Genomic DNA, 26,553 nt, shown 5'->3' on the forward strand with positions numbered 1-26,553 from the left:
GCGCGTTTTTTGATTCAGGCCGGATTGAAACAGGATCACTTTTAGCTCTGTCACAGTGAATTGGAGAAACGCATGTATCGCCTGATTCGAAAACTCCTCATTCTGTTATCCGCCGCAGCGTGCGTTGCAATGCCTGCAACGGCGCAGGAACGGAGATTCACACTTATGGATCGCCAGCTTGATTTCCTGATGGAAAACTGGCCGGGCGAATATGACAATATCGAACAACTGGAACTGCTGGCTGTCAGCTATGGCGGAGCGCGCAAAGACAATAGCGCCGACAGAACCTATGCGCGGGTTGCACGTCTCGATGCGCCGCAACTTGGTGACAATGTGCTGCTGATCGAGGACTATCGCAGCAATGATCGCACCACAGCCTTTCGCAAACGTGTTTATGTGCTGTCTTCAGACGAAACCATCAAAGCGATACGCGTTCGCCAGTTCAGGGTTCCCGAGGGCACCAAATTGGGGCGTGATACAAAGTTCCAGGCGATTGCGGGTTGTGATATTCTGATCAATCGAAAAGGCGATTTTTACGAGGGCACTCTGGCAGACAAAAATTGTTCGGATGATCCCGCGGATTACAGCATGAAACTGTCCGCAAACCAATATTGGACGAAAGCCGGCATGATTGCCGCAGGAAGCTGGCGCCATATGGAAAAAGCGCGGCGCTTTGCCTGCATGATAGACTTCCCCAAAACAGCGGGCGGACGTCCAACGGTCACCCACCACTATATCAAGATCCATGATCAGGGCGGGGAGTTCAGCTTTGTTCACCCTGACGGACGCGAAATGCTGCTTTTCATGCGCAATACCTGGTCGGACGGCATGCACCGCGAAACATTTGTCATTGGAGTGCTCGAAGACGGATATTCCGGCAAGACCCTCGTCTATGCCTGGGGCAATCCGGGCGCAGACAGAATTGGAGTCAATCCGGTGTTTCTGCGCGTGCAATGCGATCTCGACACACCGCAAAATGTGCAGATGCAAAAAGACTTGCGTCCCGATTCCTGAGCAGGTCCTGTTCTAGGCACTTGCCTGCCTGACCATTTTCGCTAAACAATCGCGATGGATATTATTTCGATACGCGGCGGCAAAAAGCTGTCTGGAAGCATTCCGATTTCAGGCGCCAAAAACAGCGCCCTGACCTTGTTGCCTTGCGCGTTGCTGACTGACGAACCGGTGACCTTGCGGAACTTGCCGCGTCTCGCTGATGTGGACAGCTTTGGGCATCTGCTCAACCAGCTCGGTGTTTCTACAACCATTGAAGGCGCTCGACCCGAAGATTTCGGACGGGTCATGACCTTGAAGGCCGGCAAGATCACGTCGACCGAAGCACCATATGACATTGTTCGCAAAATGCGTGCGTCGATCCTTGTTCTGGGACCCTTGCTGGCGCGGGCCGGAGAATGCCGGGTGTCACTGCCGGGTGGCTGTGCGATTGGCAACCGACCGATTGATCTGCATCTCAAAGCAATTGAAGCGCTTGGCGCGACGATCGAGACGACCAGCGGCTACGTGACCGCTCGCCAGCCTGACGGAGGATTGCCGGGTGGTGAATTTTCATTCCCGGTTGTTTCGGTCGGCGCGACAGAAAACGCATTGATGGCAGCCGTTCTGGCCAATGGCACCAGCGTTCTCAAGAACGCCGCACGGGAACCGGAAATTGTCGATCTCTGCAACATGCTCGTGGCCATGGGCGGCGAGATTGAGGGGATAGGATCATCGACCCTGACGATAACGGGCGTTGATCGTCTGCATGGCTGTACCTACCGGGTGATGTCCGATCGTATCGAAGCGGGCAGCTATGCCTGTGCGGTGGGCATTACTGGTGGTGAGGTGGATCTGGTCGCAGCAAAGGCCAGCGAAATGGAGGCGACACTCGACGCTTTGCGACAGGCGGGTCTGCAGATCGAAGAACATGCCAAGGGAATCCGGGTAGCCAGCGACGGCAAATTGCAGCCGCTGACCCTGTCGACTGCGCCTTATCCGGGCCTCGCGACCGACATGCAGGCGCAGCTCATGGCGATGCTCTGCCGCGCGGATGGTGCGAGTGTGCTCACGGAAACGATTTTCGAGAACCGTTACATGCATGTTCCCGAACTCAACCGGATGGGCGCGGATATCGAGACCAAGGGCAGGACTGCCGTTGTCCGGGGTGTAGACAAAATGACCGGTGCACCGGTCATGGCAACCGACCTGCGCGCTTCGATGAGCCTGGTCATCGCTGCACTGGCTGCAGAAGGCGAGACCCAGCTGCAACGCATCTATCATCTCGACCGCGGCTATGAGCGGCTGGAAGAGAAGCTGGCAGCGGTTGGCGCCGATATCGAACGCATTGGCAGTGATTGACTAGCCGGTATCGCAATTCCGCTTCGCTACCATTTATGGCAGCTTGCCAATCCCTGACTTTTACCGTGTAGTCCCTCTCATAATAGAGAGAGGATGAGTCCATGTTTTCAGGACCAATGGAAGACCGGCTGGCTATCCGGGAATTGCATGACAGCTATTGCGATGCCGTATTGCGGACAGACCCGGATGACTGGGGTGCCTTGTGGACCGAGGATGCCGTGTGGTCGCTGATGGGCACCGAAGTGGTTGGCCGCGAGAATATTGTCAATCTCTGGAACGGTGCGATGAGTGCCTTCGATGCTGTCAGTTTTCTGGGCATTCCGGGGAGTCTGGAGGTCACTGGAAACACCGCCACAGGCCGCTATCAAACGCACGAAATTCTGGTCGAGAACGGTGAACCGCGTATTGCGGGCGGACGTTATGATGACGAGTTCGTCAAAATCGACGGCCAGTGGCTTTACAGCAAACGTATATTCAATGTCGTCGCCCAGATGGGCGGACAGAAGCTTTAGGAGAATGTGACAATGGCCAAAATTCTGATTGCAGCGCATATCGACGTCGACCCGGCCACGCGCGAAGAGTGTTTGAAAAAGGCGCAGCCTTATATTGACGGAGCCCTGACCCAGGAAGGCTGTCTGTGCTATAGCTGGGCCGCCGACATGCACAATCCTGCCCGGATCGAGGTGTTTGAGGAATGGACCGATGAAGATGCTCTCGCTCAGCATTTTCAGGACACCCATTATGCCAGCATGCTGGCGCATATCGGCAGCTATGGACTGACCAATGCCGTCAGCGCCAAATATCGGGTCGATGCCGAAGGGCCAGTCTATAACGCAGAAGGCAAACCCACGCCTTCCTTTGATGAATAGCGAATAGGAAATTCCGATGAACGAAGCTGTATCCAAGTCCCTGTTCCAGCCAGACATACTGGTCGATCCGTTCGACTATTACGAGGAGAAGCGCGAGAAAACACCGGTTTTTCGGGATGAAGCAAGCGGCACTTACATCGTATTGGACTATGATCTGATTTCGGAAGCAGTCGGGCGTCTGGATGATTTCTCCAATAATTTTACGGCATTGCTCAATGGCGGGCAATCCGATGAAGAGCTAGAAAATGATGCGGAAATCCAGGCGATCCAGGACAAGGGCTGGCCGCAGGTCGACACGCTGCTGACCGCCGACCAACCGCGCCATACGCGTTTTCGCAAGCTGGTGAATCTGGCTTTTTCCATGCCGAAAGTGAACAAGCTGGAAGACAACATCCGTGCGATGTCCAACGAACTGATCGACGGCTTCATCGACGAGGGTGAATGCGAATTTGTCAGCGAATATGCGATCCCGATGCCGGTCAAAACCATTGCTGGCCAATTGGGGCTCGACGTTGCAGATGCCGACACGATCAAGCGCTGGACCAACGCCTTTGTTGATCGCCTGTCCGGCATGATGACCCGGGAACGTCAACTGGAAACCGAGCGCGAAGTGGTGGAATATCAGCATGCACTGAAAGCCAATATGGACGAGCGCCGCAAGGAAGCGCAGGATGATATCCTGTCAGATCTGGTCAATGCCCAGGTCGACGGCGAACGGCCGCTGGATGATGCAGAATCCCTGTCGATTGTGCAGCAGCTCATGGTCGCCGGCAACGAAACAACAACGGCAGCACTCGCCGAAGGCCTGCGCCTGTTCGCGACAAACCCCGATCAGTATAAAAAGATTCAGGATGATCCATCTCTCATTCCCAATGCGGTTGAGGAAGTCCTTCGCATGTCGAGCGGATCGTCGGGAATCTGGCGGGTCATGCACCGCGATGCCGAACTGGGCGGTGTGACCCTGCCCAAAGGCGCAATGGTGATGATGCGCTATCACGCCGCCAATCGGGATCCCAAGCAATTCGAGAATCCCAACGATTTCCGTGTCGATCGCAAGAATGCGCGCACTCATCTGGCATTTGGCAAAGGCATTCACATGTGCGTCGGCAATATGCTCTCTCGCAAGGAAATGACCGTGTCCTTCCAGCAGTTTGCCGAACGGATCGACAATATCCGGATCAAGGAAGGTGCCGAGCTGACCTATCCCCCGAACATGATGCTGCGCGGATTGACCAATCTGCCGCTGCTTTTTGACAAACGCTGAGAGGAAACGCGAACATGGGAATAATGGACGGTAAAGTCGCGCTGATTTCAGGCGGCGCGGAGGGCATTGGCGGAACAGCCGGGCAACGTTTTGTCGAAGAAGGCGGTTCCGTGATGCTGGGCGATATCCAGCTTGAAAAGGCGCAGGCTCACGCTGCTGCACTTGGCGATCATGCGGCGGCCATACAGCTGGACGTGCGCAATCTGGACGATTGGGAAACTGCCGTCGCAGCAACAAAGGAACAGTTTGGCAAAATCACCACCCTGTTCAACGTTGCCGGTATCTCGGAGCCCGGGTCCGTCGATGAAGTAGATCTCGACAGCTGGAACCGCACGATTGATATCAACCTGCACGGCACGTTTAACGGCTGCCGTGTTGCACTGCCCGCCATCATCGAAAGTGGCGAAGACGGATCCATCGTCAATATCGGTTCGATGCTGGCCATGCGTCCCGGCGCGCAATTTGCGGCATATTGTGCCAGCAAGGCCGCCGTCACATCACTAAGCAAATCGCTGGCCCTGCACTGTGCGGCAGAAAAATATCCGGTGCGGGTCAATACCGTTCATCCCGGTGCGATCGATACGCCCATGTATCAACGCTATCTTGCCGCCTATCCAGGGCCCCATGACGAAGCCGTGGAAGTGTTTAACCGCAACCATCCGATTAACCGGGTCGGCCTTGCGACGGAAGTGGCAGATGCAATGTTATGGCTGGCCAGTGATGCCAGCAGCTTCACGACAGCCAATGATATTACGGTTGATGGCGGCGGCAGCTACCGCGAGTAACCAGGCAAATCCAGGAAGCGCGGCAAAAAAAAGGAGTGGCGCGAGCCACCCCTCGGTCCGGAATGTGAAATGCGAAATCCGGACAATCTTTTTGCGTCGTTTTAACGGCCGTTGCTGGCGACGATATCAACCACCGCACCGCCACCGGATCGCTTGTTCAGCGTGATGACATAGGCGCCATCATCATTGCCGCGCGTTCCGCCCAGCACATGCTCGGCACCGCGCATCAGATATTCTGCGCTATAGCCGCCATTTTTGGCCTGGGTGTAATAATAGTCGACGACATTTTTAACAGATGATGCAGTTGAGAAACTGACAACCCGAATATCGCAAAGCCCGCCTTCAACGCCGGCTGCTTCCTTGACATTGGCACGGGGATAGACCGGGAATTCCGGTGGCATGCGATTGGCCCAGCCCATGTCGTAGCTGAGTTTTTGATCACAGGTTCCCTTGCCGCGCTGGGCATATTGCTGTTCGGCCTTGGCACCGAGGGTCATTCCGTCCCCTGAGCCACCACAGCTCGTGCATTCGTCGTCGGATGTCATGTTGCGCGGTTTGGGTGCGCTGAGCAATTTGCCGATTTTGGCGCTTCCCGAACCTGCCGCTGGAGGCACAGCTCCATTTATCGCGCCGCTGACGCCGCGCACGGCGTTGTTATTGGCCTGATCGGTGAGTTCCGGATCGACCAAAATCGAGTCTTCCAGCGCATCGTTCATCGCCGGATCTGCAGTCAGGTTGTCATCCAGCTCCGCCAGTTCTGCCTGATTGTCGTCCGTGCTGCCGCATGCTGCAAGCGTCAATGGCAACGCCAGGACTGCGGCTGCCAGCATGAGTGAACGAGATGGATGTGACATGTAATATGCTCCTGAATTTAGGAGGTAAATGCACAATAAACCGTTAATATTTCGTTAGGGATTATGGTTAAACCACACATATTTTGTTAACCGCCTGTGCCAGTTCGGGACTCTCAGCCGAAACCATCCGCACCGTCAAGTTCACCGAAGCGGATCAGCCGGGACGTGAGGACGGCAGCCTGGCGATTGACCACTGCTTTTTTATATTCGGGATCGCTGATCATTTCCATGAATGCGCCGCTATTCGGATAGCGTGCGATAAATGAGCTATCCCATTGTTTCTGTTGCGGTCCGATCACCATCGATTCCATCTTCCCGCGCCAGATGATTGTTCCGCCAACCCGCTGAAAAATCGGTCCGCTGGTCGTCCCGTATTCTTCATATGCGCGCTCACCGCTCCATCCCAGACCGGCATTGGGATGATCTGACGGATATGCTGACTGCTCGCGAAAACGCAACAGATTGAGCATATTGATCGGCACATCGCGCGGAAGGGCCTTGAACGCATCAAAGCTCTCTCGTGTAGGATCAACGAACAGCTCGCCTTCATATTCGCCGCTCAAATCATCCGTCATATTCAGGCCTTTCTATTCAAATTTCAATCGATTCTCTTCCCACTGTTCACGCGACTGACCCCAGTCGTCAACCCGGGCATCGCTTAACGGGTCCGGCAATTGGGTCGGGCCGCGATTGGATGACCCAAGCCGCTGTGCCAGTTTGATTGAAGCCAGGTTTTCCGGATCAATTGTGTGACAGATATCGGTCCAGCCCAGAATGTCTGTCGCATAGTTCATAGATGCTACAGCAGCTTCCAGAGCATAGCCTTTGCCGGCATATTCAGGAGCAATGCCCCATCCCACTTCGGTCCCCGGCCAGCCTTCGGGTTGCCAGGGCCCGATACGTCCAATCCACTGTCCGCTATCTTTGAGCAAAAGCGAAAACATCGAGAAACCGCGCACATGCCAGGCACCGACCATACCGCAAAGGCCGCGCCAGGATAGTTCGCGGCTTTGGACACCCCCGAGATACGTCATGGATTTCGCATCGGCATGAAACGCAGCCCAGCGTTCAAAGTCGTCCGCATTTGGCGGCCGCAAGATCAACCGTCTGGTTTCCAGACGAATTTCAGAGATGTCAGTCACGTCATTCTCCCTCCAAAACGGATTCATAGCTACAAACAGGAAAAGCACAAAGACTTGAAAAACCAGTGATCTATCCCTATAATACAGTTATGGCCAATATTATATCCATTCTCATCGGCGGCATCGCTCTTGTTCTGGCTTTTGTCGGATTGGTCCCGCTTCTTGGCTGGACCAACTGGCTAATTCTGCCCATCGCAGCGCTGGGTGCCTTGTTCGGCCTGATATCCAGCAGCAAAAGCGGTATGTATTTCTGCATCATTGTGATGGGAATATGCGCTTTCCGGCTGTGGATTGGCGGCGGAATTATCTGATCCAGCGCATCCGGAACCGGTTTTCGGTAACAGGTCGATAGTTTTGCTGCATCGGGTCACAGAATCTATTGCCCGCACATTCCTCGGTTAGATATTGCTACTGGCGCGAGGCAGGCCTAATCGCGAGAGCATGACAGGACAGAATTCCGGCAGCCGTCTGGGGCTCTTGCAAGCACTGATTGCATGTACGTTCTGGGGCGTCATGCCGATCTACTTCAAACTGCTGCAATCCATCCCGCCGCTGGAAGTGGTCGCACACCGGGTCATCTGGTCGGTTCCGCTACTCATCGTCATTTTATGGTTGCGCAAAAATCTGACGGGACTGAAAACTGCCCTGTCCGACCCCAAAATATTGCGCTTTCTGCTGCTCAGTTCGATTTTCATCGCGGCCAACTGGCTGATCTATGTCTGGGCGGTTCAGGAAAAACATGTTCTGGCGGCGAGCCTGGGTTATTTTATCAGCCCGTTGCTCAGCGTTTTCCTCGGCAGCATCGTGCTGAAGGAAAAACTGTCACGCAACCAGTGGGTCGCAGTTGCGATTGCTGCAGTCGGCGTTTCAGTTTTGGCTGTCGAAGCCTGGCAGACATTGTGGATCAGTCTGATGCTGGCCGGTTCATGGGGATTGTATAGCCTGATCCGAAAAATTGCGCCCGTTGGCCCGATGGTGGGACTGACGGTTGAAACGGGATTGCTGTTTCCCTTCTTCATCGCCTATCTTATCTGGCTCGCCACAAGTTCGACAGGCACCGGCTTCGGCGCATCCCTGCCGATTGATGCATTGCTCATCGGAGGGGCGATGGTGACTGCCATTCCGTTATTGCTCTTTGCCTCTGCTGTTCAGAAGATCAGCCTGACCACCATGGGTCTGATGCAATATGTCGCACCGATGATGCAATTCACGATCGGTGTATTTGTCTATAACGAACCGCTGACAACATCACATATAGTCTGCTTCGGCCTGATCTGGATCAGTCTCGCGATATTTTCAGCAGATGCATGGGCGGGATCAGCCCGCAAAAAGACCGCACCAGCTGCCTGAGTCGACCTTAGAACTGGAGCTGCCACCCGATGTCTTCTCCGGCGTGGAACGGAACGATCCGCGATCCTGCCGCTTCAAGATCATCGGGCACGATCACTGTCTGGCGCCGCAGCACGACCCGGTCTTCATTGAGCGGCAAGCCATAAAAATTCGGGCCATGTTCCGATGCAAAACCCTCCAGCCTGTCCAGCGCATTTTCCTCATCGAACACCATCGCATAGCTTTCGAGTGCAAAGGGTGCGTTGAATATGCCCGCGCAACCGCATGCCGATTCCTTAGCATGTACTTCATGGGGAGCAGTGTCTGTCCCGAGGAAATATTTCGGCGATCCCGAAATAGCTGCTTTGCGCAAAGCCAGCCGGTGCTGTTCGCGTTTGGCCACCGGCAGGCAATATGCATGCGGACGGATACCGCCCGCAAAAATGGCGTTGCGGTTGAAATGCAGGTGATGCGGTGTGATGGTCGCGGCTACGTTAGCGCCGCAGCCATCGACAAATTCGACGGCCTGGGATGTCGTGATATGTTCAAACACAATTTTCAGATCCGGCATGTCTTGCACAAGGCCGGACAAGATTCGGTCGATGAACACCGCTTCCCGGTCAAAAATATCGATGTCACTGTCGGTCACTTCGCCATGCACCAAGAGCGGCATGCCGATGGTCTGCATCCGCTCCAGCACCGGCATCAGTCTCGCAACGTCCGTAACGCCATGCGCACTGTTGGTTGTCGCGTTGGCCGGGTAGAGCTTGGCCGCCGCAAAAACGCCGTCTTCGAAGCCCTGCGCCACATCATCAGGGTCCGTAGAATCGGTCAGATAACAGGTCATGAGCGGCGTAAAATCACTGCCCTCCGGCAAGGCAGCCCATATGCGATCCCGATAGGCACTCGCAGCGGCAGCGGTTGTGGCGGGCGGTGAAAGATTGGGCATGATGATCGCACGGGCAAACTGCCGCGCGGTATAGGCCACGACGGATTTCAGCATCTCGCCATCACGCAAATGCACATGCCAGTCATCCGGCCGACGAATTTCCAGTTGATCCACTGCGTTCACATCATTCTCATTCGGGTTGGTTTTTTCATGAAACGTCCCTACCTAATCCCCATGACCGAAACCAGACTTATTGACCGTTCGATAATCCGCCTCTCCGCAACCGGGGATGGCGAAGATGTGCGAGAGTTCCTGCAAGGTCTTGTTACGCAGGACATGGGGACTGTCCAGCCAGCCTTGCCGCAATGGTCCGCCTTGCTGACCGCGCAAGGGAAAGTGCTGTTCGACTTTTTCCTGTGGGCGGATGGTGATGACATTTTGATCGACTGCGAAAAGGCGCATGCGGAGGCCTTGATCAAGCGGCTGAAAATCTACCGGCTGCGCCGAACAATCGAGATTGCTGCCGAACCCGCGCTCGCAGTTCACTGGGCGGTCATCGCCGGGGACAAGCCCGTCGACCCGCGCTTGTCCGATATCGGCCATCGCTGGCTCGATAGCGAGACCGATTCAGCCGAGACCGATTCAGGCGGCGCAGATTCCGCTTACCGGATCCATCGCCTCGCGTTGGGCGTAACGGAAGGCGAACCCGAACTGGGTAGCGACAAGACTTTGTGGCTGGAATGCAATGCAACCGAACTCAACGGGGTGAGCTTTGCCAAGGGTTGTTATGTCGGCCAGGAAAATACCGCGCGGATGAATTACCGCCAAAAGATCAACCGTCGCCTGGTTGTCGTTCCGCTGGATCAGGCAGATGAAAAGCGCCAGCGGACCGCCTACCCGGATCTCGGCCTTTCGGTCGAACATCGCCGTGTGGATGATCTGGAGGGTGTCAAGCTACCGAACTGGCTGGAAACAGTGCTCTAGCAGAACCGGATTTTCAATTCAGGCTGCATCGCCTTCTTCAGCAGCTTTGGGTTTGGCAGCACGGCGCTTGCGCACCGGCTTTGCTTCCGCTTCTTCGCTAGACGATTCTTCGCTGCTCACTGAAATGGCCGGCGGCAAAGCACTTGCATCCAGTCCGTTTTCTTCCGACGCTTCACCATTGACGGGATCATTGGCAGGCTTGCGCGGACGACGGGCGCGGACCGGCTTTTTCTCTTCCTCGGTGACGCCAGACTTTTCGGTGTCCTGCGCGTCCTGATTGCGATTGTCGCGCTGATTGTCGCGTGGCTGGCGACCACGCGGCGGGCGGCGATCCTGATCATCATCAGTACCGCTGTCATTGCGGTCGTTGCTGTTTCCGCGGCTTTCCTCGCGTGCAAGGCGCTGCTCTTCACGGCGCGCCTGCGAATCAGCATTGACCCGGAAATAATGGTCAGCAAACTGATGATAATATTCGGCGTTGACCCGGTCGCCATTGACCTGGGCATCCTGCGCCATTTTCTTGTATTTCTCGAGCATCTGGGCGGCATTGCCCCGCGCGCGGTTATCAATCCGGTTGTCCCGGTCGACTCCTCCGCCACCACGATTGTTATTATTGCGGTTATTATTGTTCCGGCCACGACGGCGGCCGGTCTGACGATTATTCATCAAAATCTGGGTGTCCCTTTACCGTTAAAATACTCGGTCTTCCTGTAGTCTGGCCCGCAAAAACAGCAGGCTTCCATGCTGCAGATGACATCATCCACAACCACCCATGGAGAGACAAAATTCGCCGGACATCAGCAATTCATCAATATGGGAGCGGGCCAGAGATTTTGGGAAATTGCCAGAAATCATCTGGGCCTTCGCCATGCTTAGCCGCTTCAAATGGCAAAACCAAGCAAATTTTGTCAGCTTGCGGTCCGGTTCAGCGTCAACAGCCGGTCATTGCCGCCCAAATCTTGCTGGCACTGCACAAAATAGCCATGTGATTCAGCAAGTTGAGTGACATTTTTAGCTTGATCATAACCTATCTCGAACAAGACATGACCGCCAGTAGCCAACAGTTTTTCGAGGGCCGGCAGGATGATCCGATAGTCATCCAGACCTTCCACACCTGCAAAAAGCGCCTCGTGCGGTTCATATTGCGCGACCTCCGCAGACAACGACGCATCTGTTGACACATAAGGCGGGTTGGCGAGGATCAGATCAAATGGGCCGGGCAGGTCATTGGCCCAGCCAGAGCACGTCCAGTCAAGCATCCGGAATTGCGCCCGATCAGTCAATGACAGCCGGTCTGCATTATTATGCGCGATCTCGAGCGCCGAAGCGCTGGCATCGATACCCATTCCGGTCGCATCCGGAAATTCTGACAGCGTCGCCAGCAGCAATGCTCCGCTACCTGTCCCCAGATCCAGAATCCGGACGGGCGGCTTTTCGGCAGCGAGCCGAATCGCTTCTTCGATGAGCAATTCACTGTCCGGCCGGGGGATCAGCACATCGGGCGACACCTGAAATGACAGGCCCCAGAATTCCTTCTCCCCGATGATATGGGCAACAGGCTCATGCGCGAGCCGGCGCTGCAGAAGTTCGCGAAAGTCCCGCGGAGCGTTGAGTTCTGGCAGTTTGAGCAGCAGATCTTCGCGGCTCATTTCCAGCGCATGTGCCATCAGCAATTCGGCATCAAGACGCGGCGTGTCAGTGATGGATTGCAAATCCTGCGCGGCTGCGCGCAGGGCAGCGGCGGCATCAGCCATCCAGATTGGCCAGCCGGCTGGCTTCATCCTCGGCGATCAGCGCGTCAATCATGTCACCCAGCGCGCCGCCTTCGATAATCTCGGGCAATTTGTGCAGGGTCAGGTTGATCCGGTGGTCGGTGACCCGGCCTTGCGGATAGTTATAGGTCCGGATCCGCTCTGAGCGATCGCCGGAGCCGACCATCGATTTGCGCGCTTCGGCTTCTTCACCGGCCACCAGATCACGCTCGCGTTCATAGAGCCGTGCACCGAGCACCTTCAACGCCTGCGCCTTGTTCTTGTGCTGGGACTTGCCGTCCTGACACTGGACCACCAGCCCAGTGGGCAAATGGGTAATACGGATGGCGCTGTCGGTCTTGTTGACATGCTGACCACCCGCGCCGCTCGCCCGATATGTATCGATGCGCAGGTCTTCGGTGCGGATGTCGATATCGACTTCTTCGGGTTCCGGCAAAATGGCAACGGTGGCTGCCGACGTGTGAATACGTCCGCCTGATTCGGTTTCGGGCACGCGCTGGACACGATGGACACCTGATTCAAACTTGAATTTCGCAAATACACCCTTGCCGGTAATATTGGCGACGACTTCCTTGAAGCCACCCACTTCCGACGCGCTCGCGGAGATCATCTCGACCTTCCAGCCCTGCAGATCGGCATAGCGTGCATACATGCGGTAAAGATCGCCAGCGAACAATGCTGCTTCATCGCCGCCGGTTCCGGCGCGGATTTCCAACATGGCCGGGCGGTCGTCAGCAGAATCGCGCGGCAGCAGTTTCAGCGCCAGCGCATGTTCGGCTGCGGCCAGCGCTTTCTTCACGCCATCCACTTCATCGGCGGCCATCGCCTTCATCTCGGCATCGTCACCCGCGAGCATTTCATCCAGCCCGACCTGCTCATCGCGCAGGCTCTGGACCTCCGAGGCGGCATGGGCGACGGGTTCGATTTCCGCATATTCTTTTGAAACTTCGACAAATTTATCGCCGTCAAGCTCGCCAGACGCCATCATCGCCTGCAGCTCGGCAAAGCGGGCTTCGATCTGGGCGATGCGTTGGGGGGTGATGGTGGTCAATCATCATCTCCCAATTGCGCGACTTCCTTTTCCAGCGCATCAATATGAGAATCAAAATCATCCAGGTCTTCGGAAAACCGCAGATCCCACATTTTTTCAATGACCTCGGTCAATATCAGTGCGGATTGTTCGCCCGTAGCCAGATTCTTGAATTGCACTTTGCCGGATGCCAGTTCGTCTTCGCCAATAATGACCGCAGCAAGCGCTCCGGCCTGATTGGCGCGCGCCATGCGTTTCTTGAATTTGCCGCTACCAAATATTTCAGCCGAAAATCCGGTGCTTCGCAACTCGCTCGCCACAGAAAGAGCCCTGGTTGTGGCCTCCTCACCCATGGGCAATACCGCGAGCTCCAGCGGGGCAGGTGCAATGCCTTCCAGCAGCATCCCCAAACGCTCAATCCCCGCAGCCCAGCCAACAGCCGGTGTCGCGGGTCCGCCCAATGTTTCGATCAATCCATCATAACGCCCGCCAGCCAGCACCGTCCCCTGCGCACCAAGCCGGTCCGTCACAAATTCAAACGCCGTATGGCGATAATAGTCCAGTCCGCGCACCAGACGGCTGTTGCGCTCCCATTTAACGCCGCAGGCGTCCAGCCCCTCGGTCACTTGCGCAAAAAACTCTTTCGCTTCGGTCGACAGATAGGCGTCGATATCCGGGGCGCTGTCGGCAATCGGGCGGTCCTGTCGCTCCTTGCTGTCCAGTATCCGCAGCGGATTGCGTTCCAGCCGATCCTGACTGTCTTGCGAGAGATCCGCCCTGTGCGCCTGAAAATGCTCGACCAGGGCATCACGCCAGGCATCGCGGCTGTCCGCATCGCCCAACGTATTAAGCTGCAACGTCACGCCATCATCTATGCCCAGCTCCTTCAAAAGCTGATCCGCAAAACAAAGCAGTTCGACATCTGCCGCCGCTTCGCCCGCACCGATAATTTCCGCATCGAGCTGATGAAACTGGCGATAGCGCCCCTTTTGCGGGCGCTCATATCTGAACAGTGGCCCGTGTGTCGAAAGCTTCAGCGGCATATGCTGCTGCCAGCCATTGGTCAGGAACGCGCGGGACAATCCAGCGGTAAATTCGGGGCGCAGGGTCAGGCTGTCGCCGCCGCGATCCTCGAAGCTGTACATTTCCTTGGACACCACATCGGTGGTTTCACCCAAAGAGCGTGCGAACACCGCGGTCGGTTCGAACACCGGCATCTGGACGCCCTTGAAACCATATAGTCGCCGGACCCGTTCAAACGTTTCCACCACATGCTGAAACCGCTCCTGGTCTTCACCAAATATATCCTGGGTGCCGCGCACCGGCTGCGGGGTTTGAATTTTTGCCATAACGTCCTTTATCCTTCCGGCGCTTTAGCCGCTGATCATCAAAAGCGAAAGTGGGCATATTTTGTCGCTTGGCTCTGGACGCAGCGCCGAAAAACCGGCATCCATATATGTCGCTCTCCAGCAGAGAGCGGGCAGAGACCTGCCAAAGAGTTTTGTATCAGGGGAATATCTGAATATGCGTCTCATCGCACTTTCCGGCGTCGCGGCCGGCCTTTTATCCATATCTTCACCTTCACTTGCAGATTCGGCCATGCCCGACAATCTTAGCAAGCCGTCCTATGCCGCTCCGGAAAATTCAATCCCGGCGGCGCAGGACGTCCCCTATGCCGGAACAATGCAACTGACCGTGGACGCGACAGATAACACGCAAGGTATTTTTCGCGTCACCCAGGAAATTCCGGTTGCCGAGGCCGCAGCACAATCGGGCCGACTGACTCTGCTTTACCCGGAATGGTTACCCGGTAATCATGCCCCGCGCGGCGAAATCGAAAAGGTTGCAGGACTGGAATTTACCGCCGAAGGCCAGAAGCTGGACTGGATCCGCGACGATGTGGATGTTTATGCGTTTCATGTCAGCATCCCCGAAGGGACATCGCGAATCACGGCAAATTTCGATTTTGTATCCGCCACGTCCACCAGTCAGGGCCGGATTGTCATGGCCCCCGCCATGCTGAATCTGCGCTGGCATCAGGTGTCGCTCTATCCTGCGGGCCATTATGTCCGGCAAATCGCGGTTGAAGCCCGCGCAAAATATCCAACCGGTTGGCAAGCCGCTACGGCGCTGCGCCCAACCAGCAGTGAAGCCGGTGTCATTAACTATGAAAAGACCGATTATGATACGCTGGTCGACAGTCCGGTTTTTGCGGGTCAGCATTTTCGCACCTACAAGCTGTATGGCCGGACAAATCTCAATGTCGTCGCCGACAGTTCCAAATTTTTGAAACCCAAAAAGGATCACATCGCCAAACATGCCAAACTGGTGCGCGAAGCCGAATCGCTGTTCGGCAGCCGTCCTTATAATCGCTATGATTTTCTGCTCGCACTGACCGAGGAGATGGGCGGTATCGGGCTCGAGCATCACCGGTCTTCCGAAAATGGCGTGAACCGGGAATATTTCACCGAGTGGGATCGCGGACCAGGTCGCCGCAATCTGCTGCCACATGAGATCACCCATAGCTGGAACGGCAAATATCGCCGCCCCGAGGGCATGTGGACTCCTGATTTCCGGCAGCCGATGCGGGACAATCTGCTCTGGGTTTATGAAGGGCAAACCCAGTTCTGGGGCTATGTTTTGGGCGCGCGGTCCGGACTGTACAGCAAACAGGATACGCTGGATGCCTTTGCCGCGATTGCCGCCAACATGGACCGCCGGGTCGGACGCCAGTGGCGTCCGTTGATTGACACGACTCATGATCCGATCATTGCCGCGCGCAAACCGAAGCCCTGGACCAGCTGGCAGCGATCTGAGGATTATTATAATGAAGGCCTGCTGATCTGGCTGGAAGCCGATGGCATTATCCGCCGCGAATCAGGCGGCAAGAAATCGCTGGAGAATTTTGCTCGCACATTCTTCAAGGGCCGTAATGGTGACTATGGGGTTGTAACCTATACCCGGGATGACGTGATTGCCGCGTTGCAGAAAGTACAGCCCTATGATTGGTCCGGTTTCATCCGTGATCGTGTCTACGGCCTGAGCACCGAAGCGCCGAAGGAAGGACTGGAGCTGGGCGGTTACCGCCTGATCTACACTGATCAGCAAACGCCGTATATCCGCGCCAATGACAAACGCCGCAAACAAATGGACCTGAGCCACGGCCTGGGTCTGATTGTCAGCAACAAAGGGGTGATCAAAGCGGTCATGTGGGACAGTCCGGCCTTTCGGGCGGGTCTTAAATCCGGCCTCAGCATTTCCGCAGTCAATGGCAAGGCCTATAGCGCGGAAGTTTTGAAGCAGGCCGTCGCGGATAATAGCGGCCAGGATGGTCCAATTGAAATATTCGCAAAAAATGATGATCAGTACATCAATTTTCTGGTCGATTATTCAGATGGCCTGCGCTATCCGCACCTTGAAAAAATATCCGGGGAGGGGATTGCTGTTGAAGGGGGCATTGATCGGCTGTTGAAGCCGAAAACCAGATAAGGATCTGCACGACCATGGACATCTCCAAAATCGCCATTGGCGATAATCCGCCCGAAAGCCTGAACATCATCATTGAAGTTCCGGTGGGTGGTGAACCCGTTAAATATGAATTCGACAAGGATAGCGGTGCGTTGTTCGTTGATCGTATTCTCCACACGCCGATGCGCTATCCGGCCAATTACGGATTTGTCCCGCACACGCTGTCACCCGATGGTGATCCGCTTGACGCGCTGGTGGTTGCGCGCTCGCCGTTCATGCCCGGCTGTGTTGTCCGCTGCCGGCCAATTGCAGTGCTGAACCTGGAAGACGAGCATGGCGGTGACGAAAAACTGCTCTGCGTCCCGATTGACGCAACCTTTCCTTATTACCGGGCGATTGGCGAAGGCGGTGATCTGCCGGAAATCGTGATGCAGCAAATCGAGCATTTCTTCACTCACTACAAAGACCTCGAGCCTGAAAAATGGGTGCGCGTCGGGAAATGGGGTGATGCAGAGGAAGCTCGCCAGGTTGTTCTGGATGCGATAGAACTGGCGCGATCCAAGGCATGAACGCGGCCGGCCTGCCGACCAGTCTGGCTGCCATTTCATTGCTGAGCGCATGTGCCACCCCGGAAACGCGGGTGCGTAATGGCCTGATGAAAGCCGGCCTGTCGGAACCGGTCTCGCAGTGCATGGCCGGGCGGATGGTGGACCGGTTGTCGGTTGGACAGCTTAAAAAACTCGGCAGGCTGGGCAAGTTGCAGAACCGAAAATCCGGGGACGTGGCTTTTGATGAATTTGCAAAACGTACCAAGGCGTTGCAGGATCCCGAGATTATCGGAGTCGTGACATCATCCGGCCTGATTTGTGCGCTCAAATAGGAGAGGGGACTGCATTTGCCAGCAAAATGGAACATCCGGCGAGCCGTTCCCGATGATGCGCCATTTCTTCCCGAGATTGAAATATCCGGCGGCACCGCATTTCGTTCCGTTCCCGGCCTCGAGTGGGTTGCAGACGATGAAGTCTGGTCTGCTGCAGAACATCTCGACTGGATGGACAGGGCCGTCGTCTGGGTGGCGGAAAATGATCAGGACAAACTGGTCGCCTTTCTGATCGCAGAAGAGTTTGAAAATGCGCTGCACATCTGGGAAATAACCGTCCATCATGCCGAGCAGGGCCATGGTCTGGGACGAAAATTGCTGGATGTGGCGGAAGATTTTGCCCGGAAATCCGGCCTGGATGCGCTTACCCTGACGACCTTTCGTGATCTGGCTTTTAACGAGCAATTTTACAGCAAAATGGGCTACCAGACCTTGCATGCAGACCAGATATCACCGCGACTTCGCGCAGTTCTGGCGCACGAAGTCGAAGAAGGCCTGCCTGCCGACAAACGTTGCGCGATGCGCAAGATGCTTGAACAAAAGTAGGTCGACACCGCTATTTTCGGGACGCCGGATTTCTGCTATATTTCTGACTCTCTCAGTTGGTTGAAACAAAGGAGAAACATGGTGTTCCCTCAAAAACTCATTCTGTTGGTCCCCGTCGCACTGGCACTGGCTGCCTGTACGCAGGGTGACATGACAACCAGCGAGGCCCCTCTATCTGCAGAGAATGCGGCGCAGCTTGCGGAAAGGTTCGAGGACAAGGTTGCGGGCACACCCATACGCTGCGTCAACGTCAGCAGGCTGGGGAATCCGGTTCCTTATGGCGACCGCGTATTGGTCTATTCCGGCATGGCGGGGACGGAATATCGCAACAATCTGCTGTCGCAATGCCGGGGTCTCGATGACGATGCCATATTCGTCACCAAGCTGCACGGTGCGCAATTGTGCCGGGGCGATCAGATACAGACCGTAGACCGGTTCAGCGGGATATCCGGGATGCCGTGCCGGCTTGGCGAATTCATCCCCTATCGACCGGCGAAAAAGAAGAATTGAGCACCGGAAGCGCATTTCCATAACAGTTTTGATGAATCATCGGATTTTGGGGCGTTCAAGGCTTCCAATCCGCATCGGTCTGTGCTTTAGCCCCCACAACGAGACTCACTTTTAACCCAATGAAAGGCCTGGCCTCTCTTCCATGAACATCCATGAATATCAGGGCAAAGAATTGCTCGCTAAACACGGCATTGCCGTTCCCGCCGGATATGCGGCACTCACTGTAGACGAAGCCGTGGCCGCTGCTGAAAAACTGCCTGGCCCGCTTTATGTGGTGAAAGCCCAGATTCATGCCGGTGGCCGCGGAAAAGGGAAATACAAGGAACTTGGTTCTGATGCCAAAGGCGGTGTCCGGCTGGCCCAGTCCATTGACGAAGTCCGCGCCAATGCCGAGGAAATGCTGGGCAATACGCTGGTGACCATCCAGACCGGTGACGCAGGCAAGCAGGTCAACCGTCTCTATGTCACCGACGGCGTTGATATCGAGAAGGAATTCTATCTTTCCATGCTGGTTGATCGGGCGACCGGTCGCGTGGCGATGGTGGTTTCTACCGAAGGCGGCATGGATATTGAAGAAGTTGCGCATTCGACGCCTGAAAAGATTCGCACGATCACGATTGATCCGGCGCAGGGCTTCATGCCGCATCACGGCCGTTCCATTGCATTCGCTCTGCAACTGAAGGGCGATCTGAACAAACAGGCACAGAAGCTGGGCAAAAAACTCTATGACGCGTTCATGGCGATGGATTGCGAGATGGTGGAGATTAATCCGCTGGTAGTGACCGAGGATCAGCAACTGATCGTCCTCGACACAAAAATGAGCTTTGACGGCAATGCGCTGATGCGTCACCCCGATCTTGCAGAGCTGCGCGACGAAACCGAAGAAGACCCGGCAGAAGTCGAAGCCAGCAAGCATGATCTCGCTTACATCAAGCTGGATGGCAGCATCGGCTGCATGGTCAATGGCGCTGGCCTCGCCATGGCGACCATGGACATTATCAAGCTGAACGGCGCGTTCCCGGCCAACTTCCTCGATGTTGGCGGCGGCGCGACGACGGAGAAAGTCACCGCAGCGTTCAAGATCATTCTCGCAGATCCTGCAGTGGAAGGCATTCTCGTGAACATCTTTGGCGGCATCATGAAATGTGATGTGATTGCCGAAGGGATCGTGATTGCGGCGAAGGAAGTCGAACTGGATGTGCCTCTCGTGGTCCGTCTGGAAGGCACGAATGTCGCGAAGGGCAAAGAGATACTGGCGAATAGCGGTCTTCCGATCGTACCGGCAGATGATCTCGGCGATGCGGCCCGCAAGATTGTCGCACAGGTGAAAGAGGCGGCTTGAGTCTGGCGGAGAAGAATTGCCTTTCGCGCTGAGCTTGTCGAAGTACAGTTTTGCGCGAACCAAGGTCCTTCGACAGGCTCAGGACGGACGGAGTGTTTGCCGGAAAGAGATAATGTTGCAGCGCAGCACAAATATTTGACGTTTACGTGAACGTAAGCTATAGATGAGTTCGAAATTCAATAGAGGAAACAGCAATGAAAATCCTGGTGCCCGTCAAACGGGTCATAGACTATAACGTAAAACCGCGGGTCAAATCCGACGGCAGCGGCGTCGATCTCGCCAATGTCAAAATGTCGATGAACCCGTTTGATGAAATCTCCGTCGAAGAAGCCATCCGCCTGAAAGAAGCCGGCAAGGCAGAAGAAATCGTTGCGGTTTCGGTTGGCCCGCAAAAGGCGCAGGAAACATTGCGCACCGCTCTCGCCATGGGTGCGGATCGCGCGATCCTGGTGATGACTGACGAAGAAGTCGAGCCATTGGGCGTTGCCAAAATCCTGGCGAAGATTGTCGAAGAAGAAGCACCGCAGCTGGTGATTACCGGCAAGCAGGCAATTGATGATGACTCGAACCAGACGGGTCAGATGCTCGCAGCCTTGCTCGGCTGGGGCCAGGGCACATTTGCCAATACCGTCGACCTTGACGGCGACAGCATCGAAGTGAAACGCGAAATTGATGGCGGGCTGCAGACCGTGAAGCTCAACCTTCCCGCAGTGATCACCACCGACCTGCGCCTCAACGAGCCACGCTATGCGTCGCTGCCGAACATCATGAAGGCGAAGAAAAAGCCGATGGATGAGAAAACGCCTGCTGATTATGGCGTCGATATCACGCCGCGCCTGACCACCACCAATGTCACCGAACCCCCGGTTCGCCAGGCTGGTGAGAAAGTCGAAGACGTGGACGCACTGGTTGCGAAACTCAAAGCTGTAGGAGCCATCTGATGAAGACTCTTGTACTCGTAGAACATGATAATGCGGATATGAAAGACGCCACACTGGCCGTCGTCACTGCCGCCTCCCAATTGGGCGAAGTCCATGCACTTGTGGTTGGCTCTGGCTGTGCCAGTGTCGGTGAACAGGCTGCCAAAGTTGCAGGTGTCAGCACCGTGCATGTGGCCGACGATGCGTCGCTTGCCAACCAGCTCGCAGAAAATGTTGCGCCGCTGGTTGCCAGCCTGATGGATAGCCATGATGCGTTCCTCGCACCGGCCACCACCACCGGCAAGAATATCGCGCCGCGCGTCGCAGCCCTGCTCGACGTGATGCAGATTTCCGACATTCTGTCGGTTGAGAGCGAAGACACGTTCACCCGTCCGATTTACGCAGGCAACGCGATTGCTACCGTCAAGACTTCGGATGCCAAGAAGGTCATTACCGTTCGCGGCACCGCGTTTGACAAGGCCGCTACCGAAGGCGGCAGTGCCTCGATCGAAGGCGTCACCGGCGCAGGCGATGCCGGCCTGTCCAGCTTCGTCAGCGAAGAAATTGCCAAGTCCGAACGGCCTGAGCTGACATCCGCCAAGATCATCGTTTCCGGTGGTCGCGCGCTCGGCAGCTCCGAAAAGTTCGAAGAGGTTATCACACCGCTCGCCGACAAGCTCGGCGCCGGCATTGGCGCTTCGCGTGCCGCAGTCGATGCGGGCTATGTGCCCAACGACTATCAGGTCGGCCAGACCGGCAAGATCGTCGCACCAGAAGTCTATATCGCCATCGGAATTTCCGGCGCGATCCAGCATCTTGCGGGCATGAAAGATTCCAAAACGATTGTCGCGATCAACAAGGACGAAGACGCGCCGATTTTCCAGATTGCCGATATCGGGCTGGTCGCGGATCTGTTTGATGCGGTGCCGGAACTGACTTCCAAAGTCTGATCCCGAACCCATTTCAGGACAACAAATAACAAGACCCCGGTGCCCGCGCATCGGGGTCTTTTCTTTATTCCGAAATGTTTCACTGTTACGACGCACTTATGACTGTGAAACAAAAGCCCCAAAACAAGCCCGGTAAACGCGACGTCCTGGCCCAGGCGTTGATGGAAGGTTGCCCCGTCGATCAGCTCGCCGCGCGGTTCATCGCTGCCGGATACAGCGAAAAAGCCGCCAATTACGAAGCCGGTCGTGCGATGAAAGATCCGCTGTTCGCCGCCGGAAAACGGCTCGGCAATCAAGTCAAAAAACGCGACTGGACGCTGGACATTTATCGCCGGCTACGACGCTCCGAGGCCGGTGAAACAACCGACATACCCGTAGTCGACAAGATCGAACCGGACGTGTTTTTCGCGGACTATTACCATCGCAACATGCCGGTAAAACTCACCGGCCTGGTCGATCACTGGCCCGCCATGGACAAATGGTCTCTGGATTTTCTCGCCGGGAAAATGGGCAGCACCATGATCGAGCTGCAGGGGCAAAGGCTGTCCCGCGATGACTATGAAATTGCCAGCAACGAGCTGAAACGCAATGTCACCTTCGCCGATTTTGTCGCGGCGCTGCGCAAGGCGGACAGCAGCAATGATTTTTATATCACTGCCAATAATGACACGGTCAACAAACAGGCGCTGGCGCCGCTATGGGATGATGTCGGCGAGATCAGCCTGCTCAAACCCACCGGCGCCAATGACGGTTTTTTCTGGATGGGCCCCAAAGGCACGATCACGCCGTTCCATCACGACCTGACCAACAACCTGCTGCTCCAGATCGCCGGCCGCAAGCGCATCACCATGATTGCTCCCTATGACAGCGCCCACATGCGCAACCACAAACATTGCTTCAGCCAGTGGACCTCTCCCGACGAAGTCACCGCAATGGGCGAACATGCGCCCAAGCTGTGGCAATGCGATATCGGACCGGGCGAGGCGCTGTTCCTGCCGGTCGGCTGGTGGCATTATGTGGTGGGACTGGATCTGACCATCGGCATGTCGTTCATCAATTTCCGGGCGGATAATGATTTTTATACCGGGTATCTGACGGAGACGGAGTTTTAGTGGAGGGGAATAGGATTGAAGCTGGCAGTGAAAACACTGGAAGATTTTTCTAAGGTAGTGAAATGAAGCCAATCATGTTTTGCTGTCTGTTGTTGATATTTTTAACATCTTTCCCCGTTGCCGCAAAATCGGATGAAACTCCGCTGGAACCGTCTTCTGGATGGAAACTGAACTACTCAAAAGCCAGTTGCGAGTTGAGTCGCAACTTTGGGACTGAGGAAAATGAAATTCTGTTCGCAATTGTTCAAGGGCCAAAATTCGGGTCATCGGAACTTATCCTGATTACGCCGCAGATCGGCATTAAAGGGATATACTCCAAGGCCGATTTATTACTTAGCAATGGTACGAAATTGGATCGCCGCCACACCAGAATCTATCCCGGCAGCCAAGAGGGCAAGTCCATCTGGCGCGTTTTTAATGTGAACACCAGTTTCATGAACAACGGCAAGCAGGGCGATATTCTGACCATAGATTCAGACAAGGCTTCGACCGTAGCTCTGAGGGTTGGGGACTTGTCCCCACCGGCAAAGGCTCTTGAGAAATGCCAGCGCGATTTGTTCCAGACCATGGGCATGAATTATGATCAGCTTGCAAGTCTGAAACAGTTTCCAAAGCCGAAGGGCAACTCGGGGCGCTGGGTCATGGCCACCGATTATCCCAAAGCAGCTTACAAAGAGCGGCGGGAGGGGAAAACGCAGTTCAGGCTGGATGTCGACCAGAATGGAAAAGTTGAAAACTGCGCGATTCTGGTCTCAAGTGGACATGCCGACCTTGATCGAGAAACATGCCGAAAGGCAGTCTCACGTGCGCGATTTTCTCCAGCTCTGGATGAGAACAATCAGCCCACCGCCGCACCTTGGGTTTCCGCTGCACGCTGGCAGGTGCCCCGATAAACTGAACCCATTGAACGGCGAAACCCCCTAAACCACCACCCTCACCCCACAACATCCCACTCCAGCGGCAGTGCCTTGAACCCGCGCAGCCCGAGCCTTTTGTGCCAGTCCAGCTCGCTTTCCGGTACGGCAAAGCGGATATTCTCCCAGCGCCGGAACATGCGCTCCAGCGCGATCTGGGCTTCGGCGCGGGCGAGGTGGATTCCCAGACACAAGTGGATCCCGCCGCCAAAGCCGACATGGCGCGCCTTGTCTTCGCGCCGGATGTTGAACGCCAGCGGATCGTCAAAAACCGACCCGTCGATATTGGCCGTCGCCAGCACCGCCATGCAGCGGTCGCCTTTTTTCAGCTGGCGCCCGTGAAATTCCATGTCCTGCCGCGCCATGCGGGGTTTGGTGGCCTGCACCGGCGTCGCATAGCGCATGACCTCCTCCACCGCTTGCGGCATCAACGCATAATCGCTGCGCAAGATTTCCAGCTGTTCGGGATGGCTGATAAAACTGTGCAGCGCCATGCAGATCAGGTGCACCGTCGTCTCGTGCCCGGCGATGAACAGGATCACCACCATCGACAGCAATTCCTCGTCGCTCATCTGTTCGCCATCCGCTTCGGCATGGACCATCTCGGAAAGTAAACCCGGGCCCGGCGCCGCGCGCACGCGGTCAATCTCGCCCTGCATATATGTGATGATATTTTTCAGCCGCGGAACCATGGTGACGATCGTCCACACCGACATTGTGTTGGTCATCTCCGCCATCCAGCTTTTGAACATCTCGCGGTCGCCTTCCAGTCCCAATATCTCGCAGATGACTTCGAGCGGCAGTTCCCGTGCAAAATTTCCGGCAATATCCTTTTCGCCCTTTTGCTCCATTTCGTCGAGCAGCCGGTCGGTAATGATTTCAATGGTCGGCCGGTACTGATCGATCCAGCCCATGCGAAACGGCGCATCGACAAATTTGCGCAACCGCCGGTGCCGGGGATCGTCGAGCATCAGAATATTCTCCATTAATATCCGGTAGGTCCGCGGCAACCATGGTACGCCGAACATGTTCTTCTTGCCGATATTGCGCGGATCGGAGACAAATTTGTCCTGGCTTTTCAAAAATTCCTGGACCGCATCATGGCCGGTCACCCACCAGATTTTCCCAATCAGCGGCATCCGCGATTCGATCACCGGGCCATCGGCGAGCATCCGGTTCAGCGTCGGCCAGGGATCGGCATGATAGGCCGCACTCTGCAGATCATATTTTTGCGTCACAGTTATTCTCCGGAAAAATCGGGCGTGTGCACATATAGTCGCTCTGCCATGGGAAACGGTTCAATGATTGTCAAAAAGTGGGTGACGTGGGGCAGCCCTCACGCCCTTTTATGGTAAGTGCCGTCGGGTTGCGGTTCGTTGCAGGCTGCTTATGATGGACGGCATGAGAACAAGATTCAGCATTTTGCCAGCTCTGATCATGGCATTATCATGGCCGCAATTGGCTTTTGCCAAAGAACCGTTGCACCTGAAGCCAGCATCAAAATGGGTCATGCGTCATCAGGATGACAGCTGCCGACTGGTCCGGCTGTTTGGCGAGGATGAAAACAAGATGATGCTTGTGCTAACCCGCTTTGGACCGACAGCGAGATTTAGGATGACACTGGCTGGTGAGCCTGTCAGAATCCATAGCGACAAACGACCATTGAAAGTACAATTTGGTGCGCATGAAACGGAACAGAGAGTCCCTTACGCACTAGGAGAGGCAGGTGGCCTGCCAGCACTGGTTGCGATCAAGCAGGTTCGCATTGATGGAGTCGCCAAAGCCACCAAAGCAAACCGCCTGAGCAAAAGTCGTTACGCGGCGGTCGAGTTTTTGAAAGTTCGCGTTGGTCAGAAAAGACCAGTTATTCTGGAAACAGGGTCATTCAAAGGACCCATTGGCGCCATGCACGCATGTGTCCGTGAGATGATGGCCGACTGGGGTATTGATGTCGAACGTCACAAAACCCGAACCGAACGGGCTCGCCCCATTGGCAATGTCGAAAACTGGATTCGTGATGATGACTATCCGGCCGGTATGCTGAAACAAAAACAACCGGCTATGATCAATTTTCGCCTCAGTGTGAGTGAGAAAGGTAAGGCGACGGCTTGCCACATTCAGCAGACAACACGGCCTCAAAAGTTTGATGATGCAGTCTGCAACGCGTTGATCAGAAGAGCATCGTTCACGCCCGCTCTAGACGCTGATGGAAAACCGATGGCGTCCTATTGGCGGAGTCAGGTTCGCTTCGCCATGAAGCAAATGCGAAAAATACGCTAAACCGTAAAACTCTCTCCGCAGCCGCAATCGCCTTTGGAATTGGGATTGTTGAACACAAAACCGGCGGTGAAATCATCTTCCTGCCAGTCCATTGTCGAGCCGACCAGATAAAGCACGCTGGGGCCATCGACGTAGAACACGCCGCCGGGCGTCACGATCTTTTCGTCAAACGGCGTTTCCTCGGTGATGTAATCCACGGAATAGGCCAGCCCGGAACAGCCGCGACGCGGGGTGGAGAGTTTCACGCCAATCACGTCATCCGGCGCCTTGGACATCAAGTCCGCGACGCGCTGTTCGGCCGCGGGCGTCAGGATAATCGCCGCCGGTATTTCTCTGGTTTTGGTTTTCGTATCGGTCATTT

The 26,553-nt window shown here is 55.6% G+C and carries 30 protein-coding genes; 20 read left to right on the plus strand and 10 right to left on the minus strand.

What is annotated here, in order from left to right:
* Positions 1 to 72: 72 nt before the first annotated feature.
* The 6 genes from ABJI30_RS04580 (at position 73) to ABJI30_RS04605 (ending at position 5,270) form a co-directional block, all read left to right on the plus strand.
* The gene (locus ABJI30_RS04580; protein ID WP_348016007.1) at positions 73 to 1,014 is read left to right on the plus strand and encodes a hypothetical protein; all 942 of its coding nucleotides are present in this window, start codon (positions 73 to 75) and stop codon (positions 1,012 to 1,014) included.
* Between the two features lie 54 nt (positions 1,015 to 1,068).
* Complete coding sequence (gene murA / locus ABJI30_RS04585; RefSeq protein ID WP_348016008.1) at positions 1,069 to 2,352, plus strand: UDP-N-acetylglucosamine 1-carboxyvinyltransferase; 1,284 nt, start codon at positions 1,069 to 1,071, stop codon at positions 2,350 to 2,352.
* A 101-nt stretch (positions 2,353 to 2,453) separates the two neighbouring features.
* Positions 2,454 to 2,864 carry a nuclear transport factor 2 family protein gene (locus tag ABJI30_RS04590; RefSeq protein ID WP_348016009.1) on the plus strand — a complete coding sequence of 137 codons (411 nt, stop codon included), beginning with the start codon at positions 2,454 to 2,456 and terminating at the stop codon, positions 2,862 to 2,864.
* Between the two features lie 12 nt (positions 2,865 to 2,876).
* Positions 2,877 to 3,221, plus strand: a complete 345-nt coding sequence (locus tag ABJI30_RS04595; RefSeq protein ID WP_348016010.1) for an antibiotic biosynthesis monooxygenase — start codon at positions 2,877 to 2,879, stop codon at positions 3,219 to 3,221.
* A gap of 16 nt (positions 3,222 to 3,237) precedes the next feature.
* Entirely contained in the window at positions 3,238 to 4,485 is a 1,248-nt protein-coding gene (locus ABJI30_RS04600; RefSeq protein WP_348016011.1) for a cytochrome P450, read from the plus strand.
* A gap of 14 nt (positions 4,486 to 4,499) precedes the next feature.
* Positions 4,500 to 5,270 (plus strand): SDR family oxidoreductase, encoded by a 771-nt coding sequence (locus ABJI30_RS04605; RefSeq protein WP_348016012.1) that lies wholly within the window; start codon positions 4,500 to 4,502, stop codon positions 5,268 to 5,270.
* Between the two features lie 101 nt (positions 5,271 to 5,371).
* On the opposite strand, the gene ABJI30_RS04610 is transcribed toward ABJI30_RS04605, so the two are convergent.
* The 3 genes from ABJI30_RS04610 to ABJI30_RS04620 all read right to left on the minus strand — a co-directional run bounded on the left by ABJI30_RS04610 (position 5,372) and on the right by ABJI30_RS04620 (position 7,266).
* On the minus strand, positions 5,372 to 6,124 hold the full coding sequence (locus tag ABJI30_RS04610; RefSeq protein WP_348016013.1) for a hypothetical protein: 753 nt from the start codon (positions 6,122 to 6,124) through the stop codon (positions 5,372 to 5,374).
* A 113-nt stretch (positions 6,125 to 6,237) separates the two neighbouring features.
* Entirely contained in the window at positions 6,238 to 6,699 is a 462-nt protein-coding gene (locus ABJI30_RS04615; protein ID WP_348016014.1) for a DUF1330 domain-containing protein, read from the minus strand.
* A 12-nt stretch (positions 6,700 to 6,711) separates the two neighbouring features.
* Complete coding sequence (locus tag ABJI30_RS04620; RefSeq protein ID WP_348016015.1) at positions 6,712 to 7,266, minus strand: GNAT family N-acetyltransferase; 555 nt, start codon at positions 7,264 to 7,266, stop codon at positions 6,712 to 6,714.
* Positions 7,267 to 7,331: 65 nt separating this feature from the next.
* Here ABJI30_RS04620 and ABJI30_RS04625 point away from each other — a divergent pair, with 65 nt between their 5' ends.
* Both ABJI30_RS04625 and rarD read left to right on the plus strand, forming a co-directional pair.
* A complete protein-coding gene (locus ABJI30_RS04625) occupies positions 7,332 to 7,577 on the plus strand; it encodes a hypothetical protein (protein WP_348025392.1) in 246 nt (81 codons plus the stop codon).
* 130 nt (positions 7,578 to 7,707) lie between these two features.
* The gene (gene rarD, locus ABJI30_RS04630; RefSeq protein WP_348016017.1) at positions 7,708 to 8,616 is read left to right on the plus strand and encodes an EamA family transporter RarD; all 909 of its coding nucleotides are present in this window, start codon (positions 7,708 to 7,710) and stop codon (positions 8,614 to 8,616) included.
* A 7-nt stretch (positions 8,617 to 8,623) separates the two neighbouring features.
* On the opposite strand, the gene pyrC is transcribed toward rarD, so the two are convergent.
* A complete protein-coding gene (pyrC, locus tag ABJI30_RS04635; RefSeq protein WP_348016018.1) occupies positions 8,624 to 9,667 on the minus strand; it encodes a dihydroorotase in 1,044 nt (347 codons plus the stop codon).
* A 51-nt stretch (positions 9,668 to 9,718) separates the two neighbouring features.
* On the opposite strand from pyrC, the gene ABJI30_RS04640 reads away from it, so the two are divergent.
* Positions 9,719 to 10,468: a folate-binding protein gene (locus ABJI30_RS04640; protein WP_348016019.1), complete on the plus strand. Its 750-nt coding sequence runs from the start codon at positions 9,719 to 9,721 to the stop codon at positions 10,466 to 10,468.
* 18 nt (positions 10,469 to 10,486) lie between these two features.
* On the opposite strand, the gene ABJI30_RS04645 is transcribed toward ABJI30_RS04640, so the two are convergent.
* The 4 genes from ABJI30_RS04645 to hisS form a co-directional block, all read right to left on the minus strand.
* Positions 10,487 to 11,134, minus strand: a complete 648-nt coding sequence (locus ABJI30_RS04645; protein ID WP_348016020.1) for a DUF4167 domain-containing protein — start codon at positions 11,132 to 11,134, stop codon at positions 10,487 to 10,489.
* A gap of 242 nt (positions 11,135 to 11,376) precedes the next feature.
* Complete coding sequence (gene prmC, locus ABJI30_RS04650) at positions 11,377 to 12,222, minus strand: peptide chain release factor N(5)-glutamine methyltransferase (RefSeq protein WP_348016021.1); 846 nt, start codon at positions 12,220 to 12,222, stop codon at positions 11,377 to 11,379.
* Positions 12,215 to 13,291: a peptide chain release factor 1 gene (prfA, locus tag ABJI30_RS04655; RefSeq protein WP_348016022.1), complete on the minus strand. Its 1,077-nt coding sequence runs from the start codon at positions 13,289 to 13,291 to the stop codon at positions 12,215 to 12,217. The genes prmC and prfA overlap by 8 nt, the downstream gene beginning before the upstream one ends.
* Positions 13,288 to 14,619, minus strand: a complete 1,332-nt coding sequence (gene hisS, locus ABJI30_RS04660) for a histidine--tRNA ligase (protein ID WP_348016023.1) — start codon at positions 14,617 to 14,619, stop codon at positions 13,288 to 13,290. The genes prfA and hisS overlap by 4 nt, the downstream gene beginning before the upstream one ends.
* A gap of 250 nt (positions 14,620 to 14,869) precedes the next feature.
* Here hisS and ABJI30_RS04665 point away from each other — a divergent pair, with 250 nt between their 5' ends.
* The 10 genes from ABJI30_RS04665 (at position 14,870) to ABJI30_RS04710 (ending at position 23,891) form a co-directional block, all read left to right on the plus strand.
* On the plus strand, positions 14,870 to 16,759 hold the full coding sequence (locus tag ABJI30_RS04665) for a peptidase M61 (RefSeq protein WP_348025296.1): 1,890 nt from the start codon (positions 14,870 to 14,872) through the stop codon (positions 16,757 to 16,759).
* A 14-nt stretch (positions 16,760 to 16,773) separates the two neighbouring features.
* Positions 16,774 to 17,307, plus strand: coding sequence for an inorganic diphosphatase (ppa, locus tag ABJI30_RS04670; RefSeq protein WP_348016025.1), 534 nt, complete (start codon positions 16,774 to 16,776; stop codon positions 17,305 to 17,307).
* Positions 17,304 to 17,618 carry a hypothetical protein gene (locus ABJI30_RS04675; protein WP_348016026.1) on the plus strand — a complete coding sequence of 105 codons (315 nt, stop codon included), beginning with the start codon at positions 17,304 to 17,306 and terminating at the stop codon, positions 17,616 to 17,618. Before ppa ends, ABJI30_RS04675 begins: the two co-directional genes overlap by 4 nt.
* A gap of 15 nt (positions 17,619 to 17,633) precedes the next feature.
* Positions 17,634 to 18,164: a GNAT family N-acetyltransferase gene (locus ABJI30_RS04680; RefSeq protein ID WP_348016027.1), complete on the plus strand. Its 531-nt coding sequence runs from the start codon at positions 17,634 to 17,636 to the stop codon at positions 18,162 to 18,164.
* Positions 18,165 to 18,242: 78 nt separating this feature from the next.
* Positions 18,243 to 18,674, plus strand: coding sequence for a hypothetical protein (locus ABJI30_RS04685; protein WP_348016028.1), 432 nt, complete (start codon positions 18,243 to 18,245; stop codon positions 18,672 to 18,674).
* 142 nt (positions 18,675 to 18,816) lie between these two features.
* Positions 18,817 to 20,016 (plus strand): ADP-forming succinate--CoA ligase subunit beta, encoded by a 1,200-nt coding sequence (gene sucC / locus ABJI30_RS04690; protein ID WP_348016029.1) that lies wholly within the window; start codon positions 18,817 to 18,819, stop codon positions 20,014 to 20,016.
* A gap of 194 nt (positions 20,017 to 20,210) precedes the next feature.
* Positions 20,211 to 20,957 (plus strand): electron transfer flavoprotein subunit beta/FixA family protein, encoded by a 747-nt coding sequence (locus ABJI30_RS04695; protein ID WP_348016030.1) that lies wholly within the window; start codon positions 20,211 to 20,213, stop codon positions 20,955 to 20,957.
* Positions 20,957 to 21,886, plus strand: coding sequence for an electron transfer flavoprotein subunit alpha/FixB family protein (locus ABJI30_RS04700; protein WP_348016031.1), 930 nt, complete (start codon positions 20,957 to 20,959; stop codon positions 21,884 to 21,886). Before ABJI30_RS04695 ends, ABJI30_RS04700 begins: the two co-directional genes overlap by 1 nt.
* Before the next feature lie 98 nt (positions 21,887 to 21,984).
* On the plus strand, positions 21,985 to 22,998 hold the full coding sequence (locus ABJI30_RS04705; RefSeq protein ID WP_348016032.1) for a cupin-like domain-containing protein: 1,014 nt from the start codon (positions 21,985 to 21,987) through the stop codon (positions 22,996 to 22,998).
* A 350-nt stretch (positions 22,999 to 23,348) separates the two neighbouring features.
* Positions 23,349 to 23,891: an energy transducer TonB gene (locus ABJI30_RS04710; protein ID WP_348108008.1), complete on the plus strand. Its 543-nt coding sequence runs from the start codon at positions 23,349 to 23,351 to the stop codon at positions 23,889 to 23,891.
* A 41-nt stretch (positions 23,892 to 23,932) separates the two neighbouring features.
* Here ABJI30_RS04710 and ABJI30_RS04715 read toward each other — a convergent pair whose 3' ends face one another.
* Positions 23,933 to 25,150, minus strand: a complete 1,218-nt coding sequence (locus ABJI30_RS04715; protein WP_348016034.1) for a cytochrome P450 — start codon at positions 25,148 to 25,150, stop codon at positions 23,933 to 23,935.
* Between the two features lie 163 nt (positions 25,151 to 25,313).
* Here ABJI30_RS04715 and ABJI30_RS04720 point away from each other — a divergent pair, with 163 nt between their 5' ends.
* Complete coding sequence (locus tag ABJI30_RS04720) at positions 25,314 to 26,192, plus strand: energy transducer TonB (protein ID WP_348025394.1); 879 nt, start codon at positions 25,314 to 25,316, stop codon at positions 26,190 to 26,192.
* Here the strand turns inward: ABJI30_RS04720 and ABJI30_RS04725 are convergent.
* A complete protein-coding gene (locus ABJI30_RS04725; RefSeq protein ID WP_348016036.1) occupies positions 26,189 to 26,551 on the minus strand; it encodes an iron-sulfur cluster assembly accessory protein in 363 nt (120 codons plus the stop codon). The two genes, ABJI30_RS04720 and ABJI30_RS04725, sit on opposite strands and share 4 nt — an antisense overlap.
* Positions 26,552 to 26,553: the final 2 nt, after the last annotated feature.

Source organism: Parasphingorhabdus sp. (genome assembly GCF_039968395.1).
Taxonomy (GTDB): Bacteria; Pseudomonadota; Alphaproteobacteria; order Sphingomonadales; family Sphingomonadaceae; genus Parasphingorhabdus.

What these genes read in the sequence shown, in the direction of transcription:
- ABJI30_RS04580 (WP_348016007.1), top strand. Translation starts at nt 73, where the DNA reads ATGTATCGCCTGATTCGAAAACTCCTCATTCTGTTATCCGCCGCAGCG.
- murA (WP_348016008.1), top strand. Translation starts at nt 1,069, where the DNA reads ATGGATATTATTTCGATACGCGGCGGCAAAAAGCTGTCTGGAAGCATT.
- ABJI30_RS04590 (WP_348016009.1), top strand. Translation starts at nt 2,454, where the DNA reads ATGTTTTCAGGACCAATGGAAGACCGGCTGGCTATCCGGGAATTGCAT.
- ABJI30_RS04595 (WP_348016010.1), top strand. Translation starts at nt 2,877, where the DNA reads ATGGCCAAAATTCTGATTGCAGCGCATATCGACGTCGACCCGGCCACG.
- ABJI30_RS04600 (WP_348016011.1), top strand. Translation starts at nt 3,238, where the DNA reads ATGAACGAAGCTGTATCCAAGTCCCTGTTCCAGCCAGACATACTGGTC.
- ABJI30_RS04605 (WP_348016012.1), top strand. Translation starts at nt 4,500, where the DNA reads ATGGGAATAATGGACGGTAAAGTCGCGCTGATTTCAGGCGGCGCGGAG.
- ABJI30_RS04610 (WP_348016013.1), bottom strand. Translation starts at nt 6,124, where the DNA reads ATGTCACATCCATCTCGTTCACTCATGCTGGCAGCCGCAGTCCTGGCG.
- ABJI30_RS04615 (WP_348016014.1), bottom strand. Translation starts at nt 6,699, where the DNA reads ATGACGGATGATTTGAGCGGCGAATATGAAGGCGAGCTGTTCGTTGAT.
- rarD (WP_348016017.1), top strand. Translation starts at nt 7,708, where the DNA reads ATGACAGGACAGAATTCCGGCAGCCGTCTGGGGCTCTTGCAAGCACTG.
- ABJI30_RS04640 (WP_348016019.1), top strand. Translation starts at nt 9,719, where the DNA reads ATGACCGAAACCAGACTTATTGACCGTTCGATAATCCGCCTCTCCGCA.
- ABJI30_RS04645 (WP_348016020.1), bottom strand. Translation starts at nt 11,134, where the DNA reads ATGAATAATCGTCAGACCGGCCGCCGTCGTGGCCGGAACAATAATAAC.
- prmC (WP_348016021.1), bottom strand. Translation starts at nt 12,222, where the DNA reads ATGGCTGATGCCGCCGCTGCCCTGCGCGCAGCCGCGCAGGATTTGCAA.
- hisS (WP_348016023.1), bottom strand. Translation starts at nt 14,619, where the DNA reads ATGGCAAAAATTCAAACCCCGCAGCCGGTGCGCGGCACCCAGGATATA.
- ABJI30_RS04665 (WP_348025296.1), top strand. Translation starts at nt 14,870, where the DNA reads ATGCCCGACAATCTTAGCAAGCCGTCCTATGCCGCTCCGGAAAATTCA.
- ppa (WP_348016025.1), top strand. Translation starts at nt 16,774, where the DNA reads ATGGACATCTCCAAAATCGCCATTGGCGATAATCCGCCCGAAAGCCTG.
- ABJI30_RS04675 (WP_348016026.1), top strand. Translation starts at nt 17,304, where the DNA reads ATGAACGCGGCCGGCCTGCCGACCAGTCTGGCTGCCATTTCATTGCTG.
- ABJI30_RS04685 (WP_348016028.1), top strand. Translation starts at nt 18,243, where the DNA reads ATGGTGTTCCCTCAAAAACTCATTCTGTTGGTCCCCGTCGCACTGGCA.
- sucC (WP_348016029.1), top strand. Translation starts at nt 18,817, where the DNA reads ATGAACATCCATGAATATCAGGGCAAAGAATTGCTCGCTAAACACGGC.
- ABJI30_RS04695 (WP_348016030.1), top strand. Translation starts at nt 20,211, where the DNA reads ATGAAAATCCTGGTGCCCGTCAAACGGGTCATAGACTATAACGTAAAA.
- ABJI30_RS04700 (WP_348016031.1), top strand. Translation starts at nt 20,957, where the DNA reads ATGAAGACTCTTGTACTCGTAGAACATGATAATGCGGATATGAAAGAC.
- ABJI30_RS04705 (WP_348016032.1), top strand. Translation starts at nt 21,985, where the DNA reads ATGACTGTGAAACAAAAGCCCCAAAACAAGCCCGGTAAACGCGACGTC.
- ABJI30_RS04720 (WP_348025394.1), top strand. Translation starts at nt 25,314, where the DNA reads ATGAGAACAAGATTCAGCATTTTGCCAGCTCTGATCATGGCATTATCA.
- ABJI30_RS04725 (WP_348016036.1), bottom strand. Translation starts at nt 26,551, where the DNA reads ATGACCGATACGAAAACCAAAACCAGAGAAATACCGGCGGCGATTATC.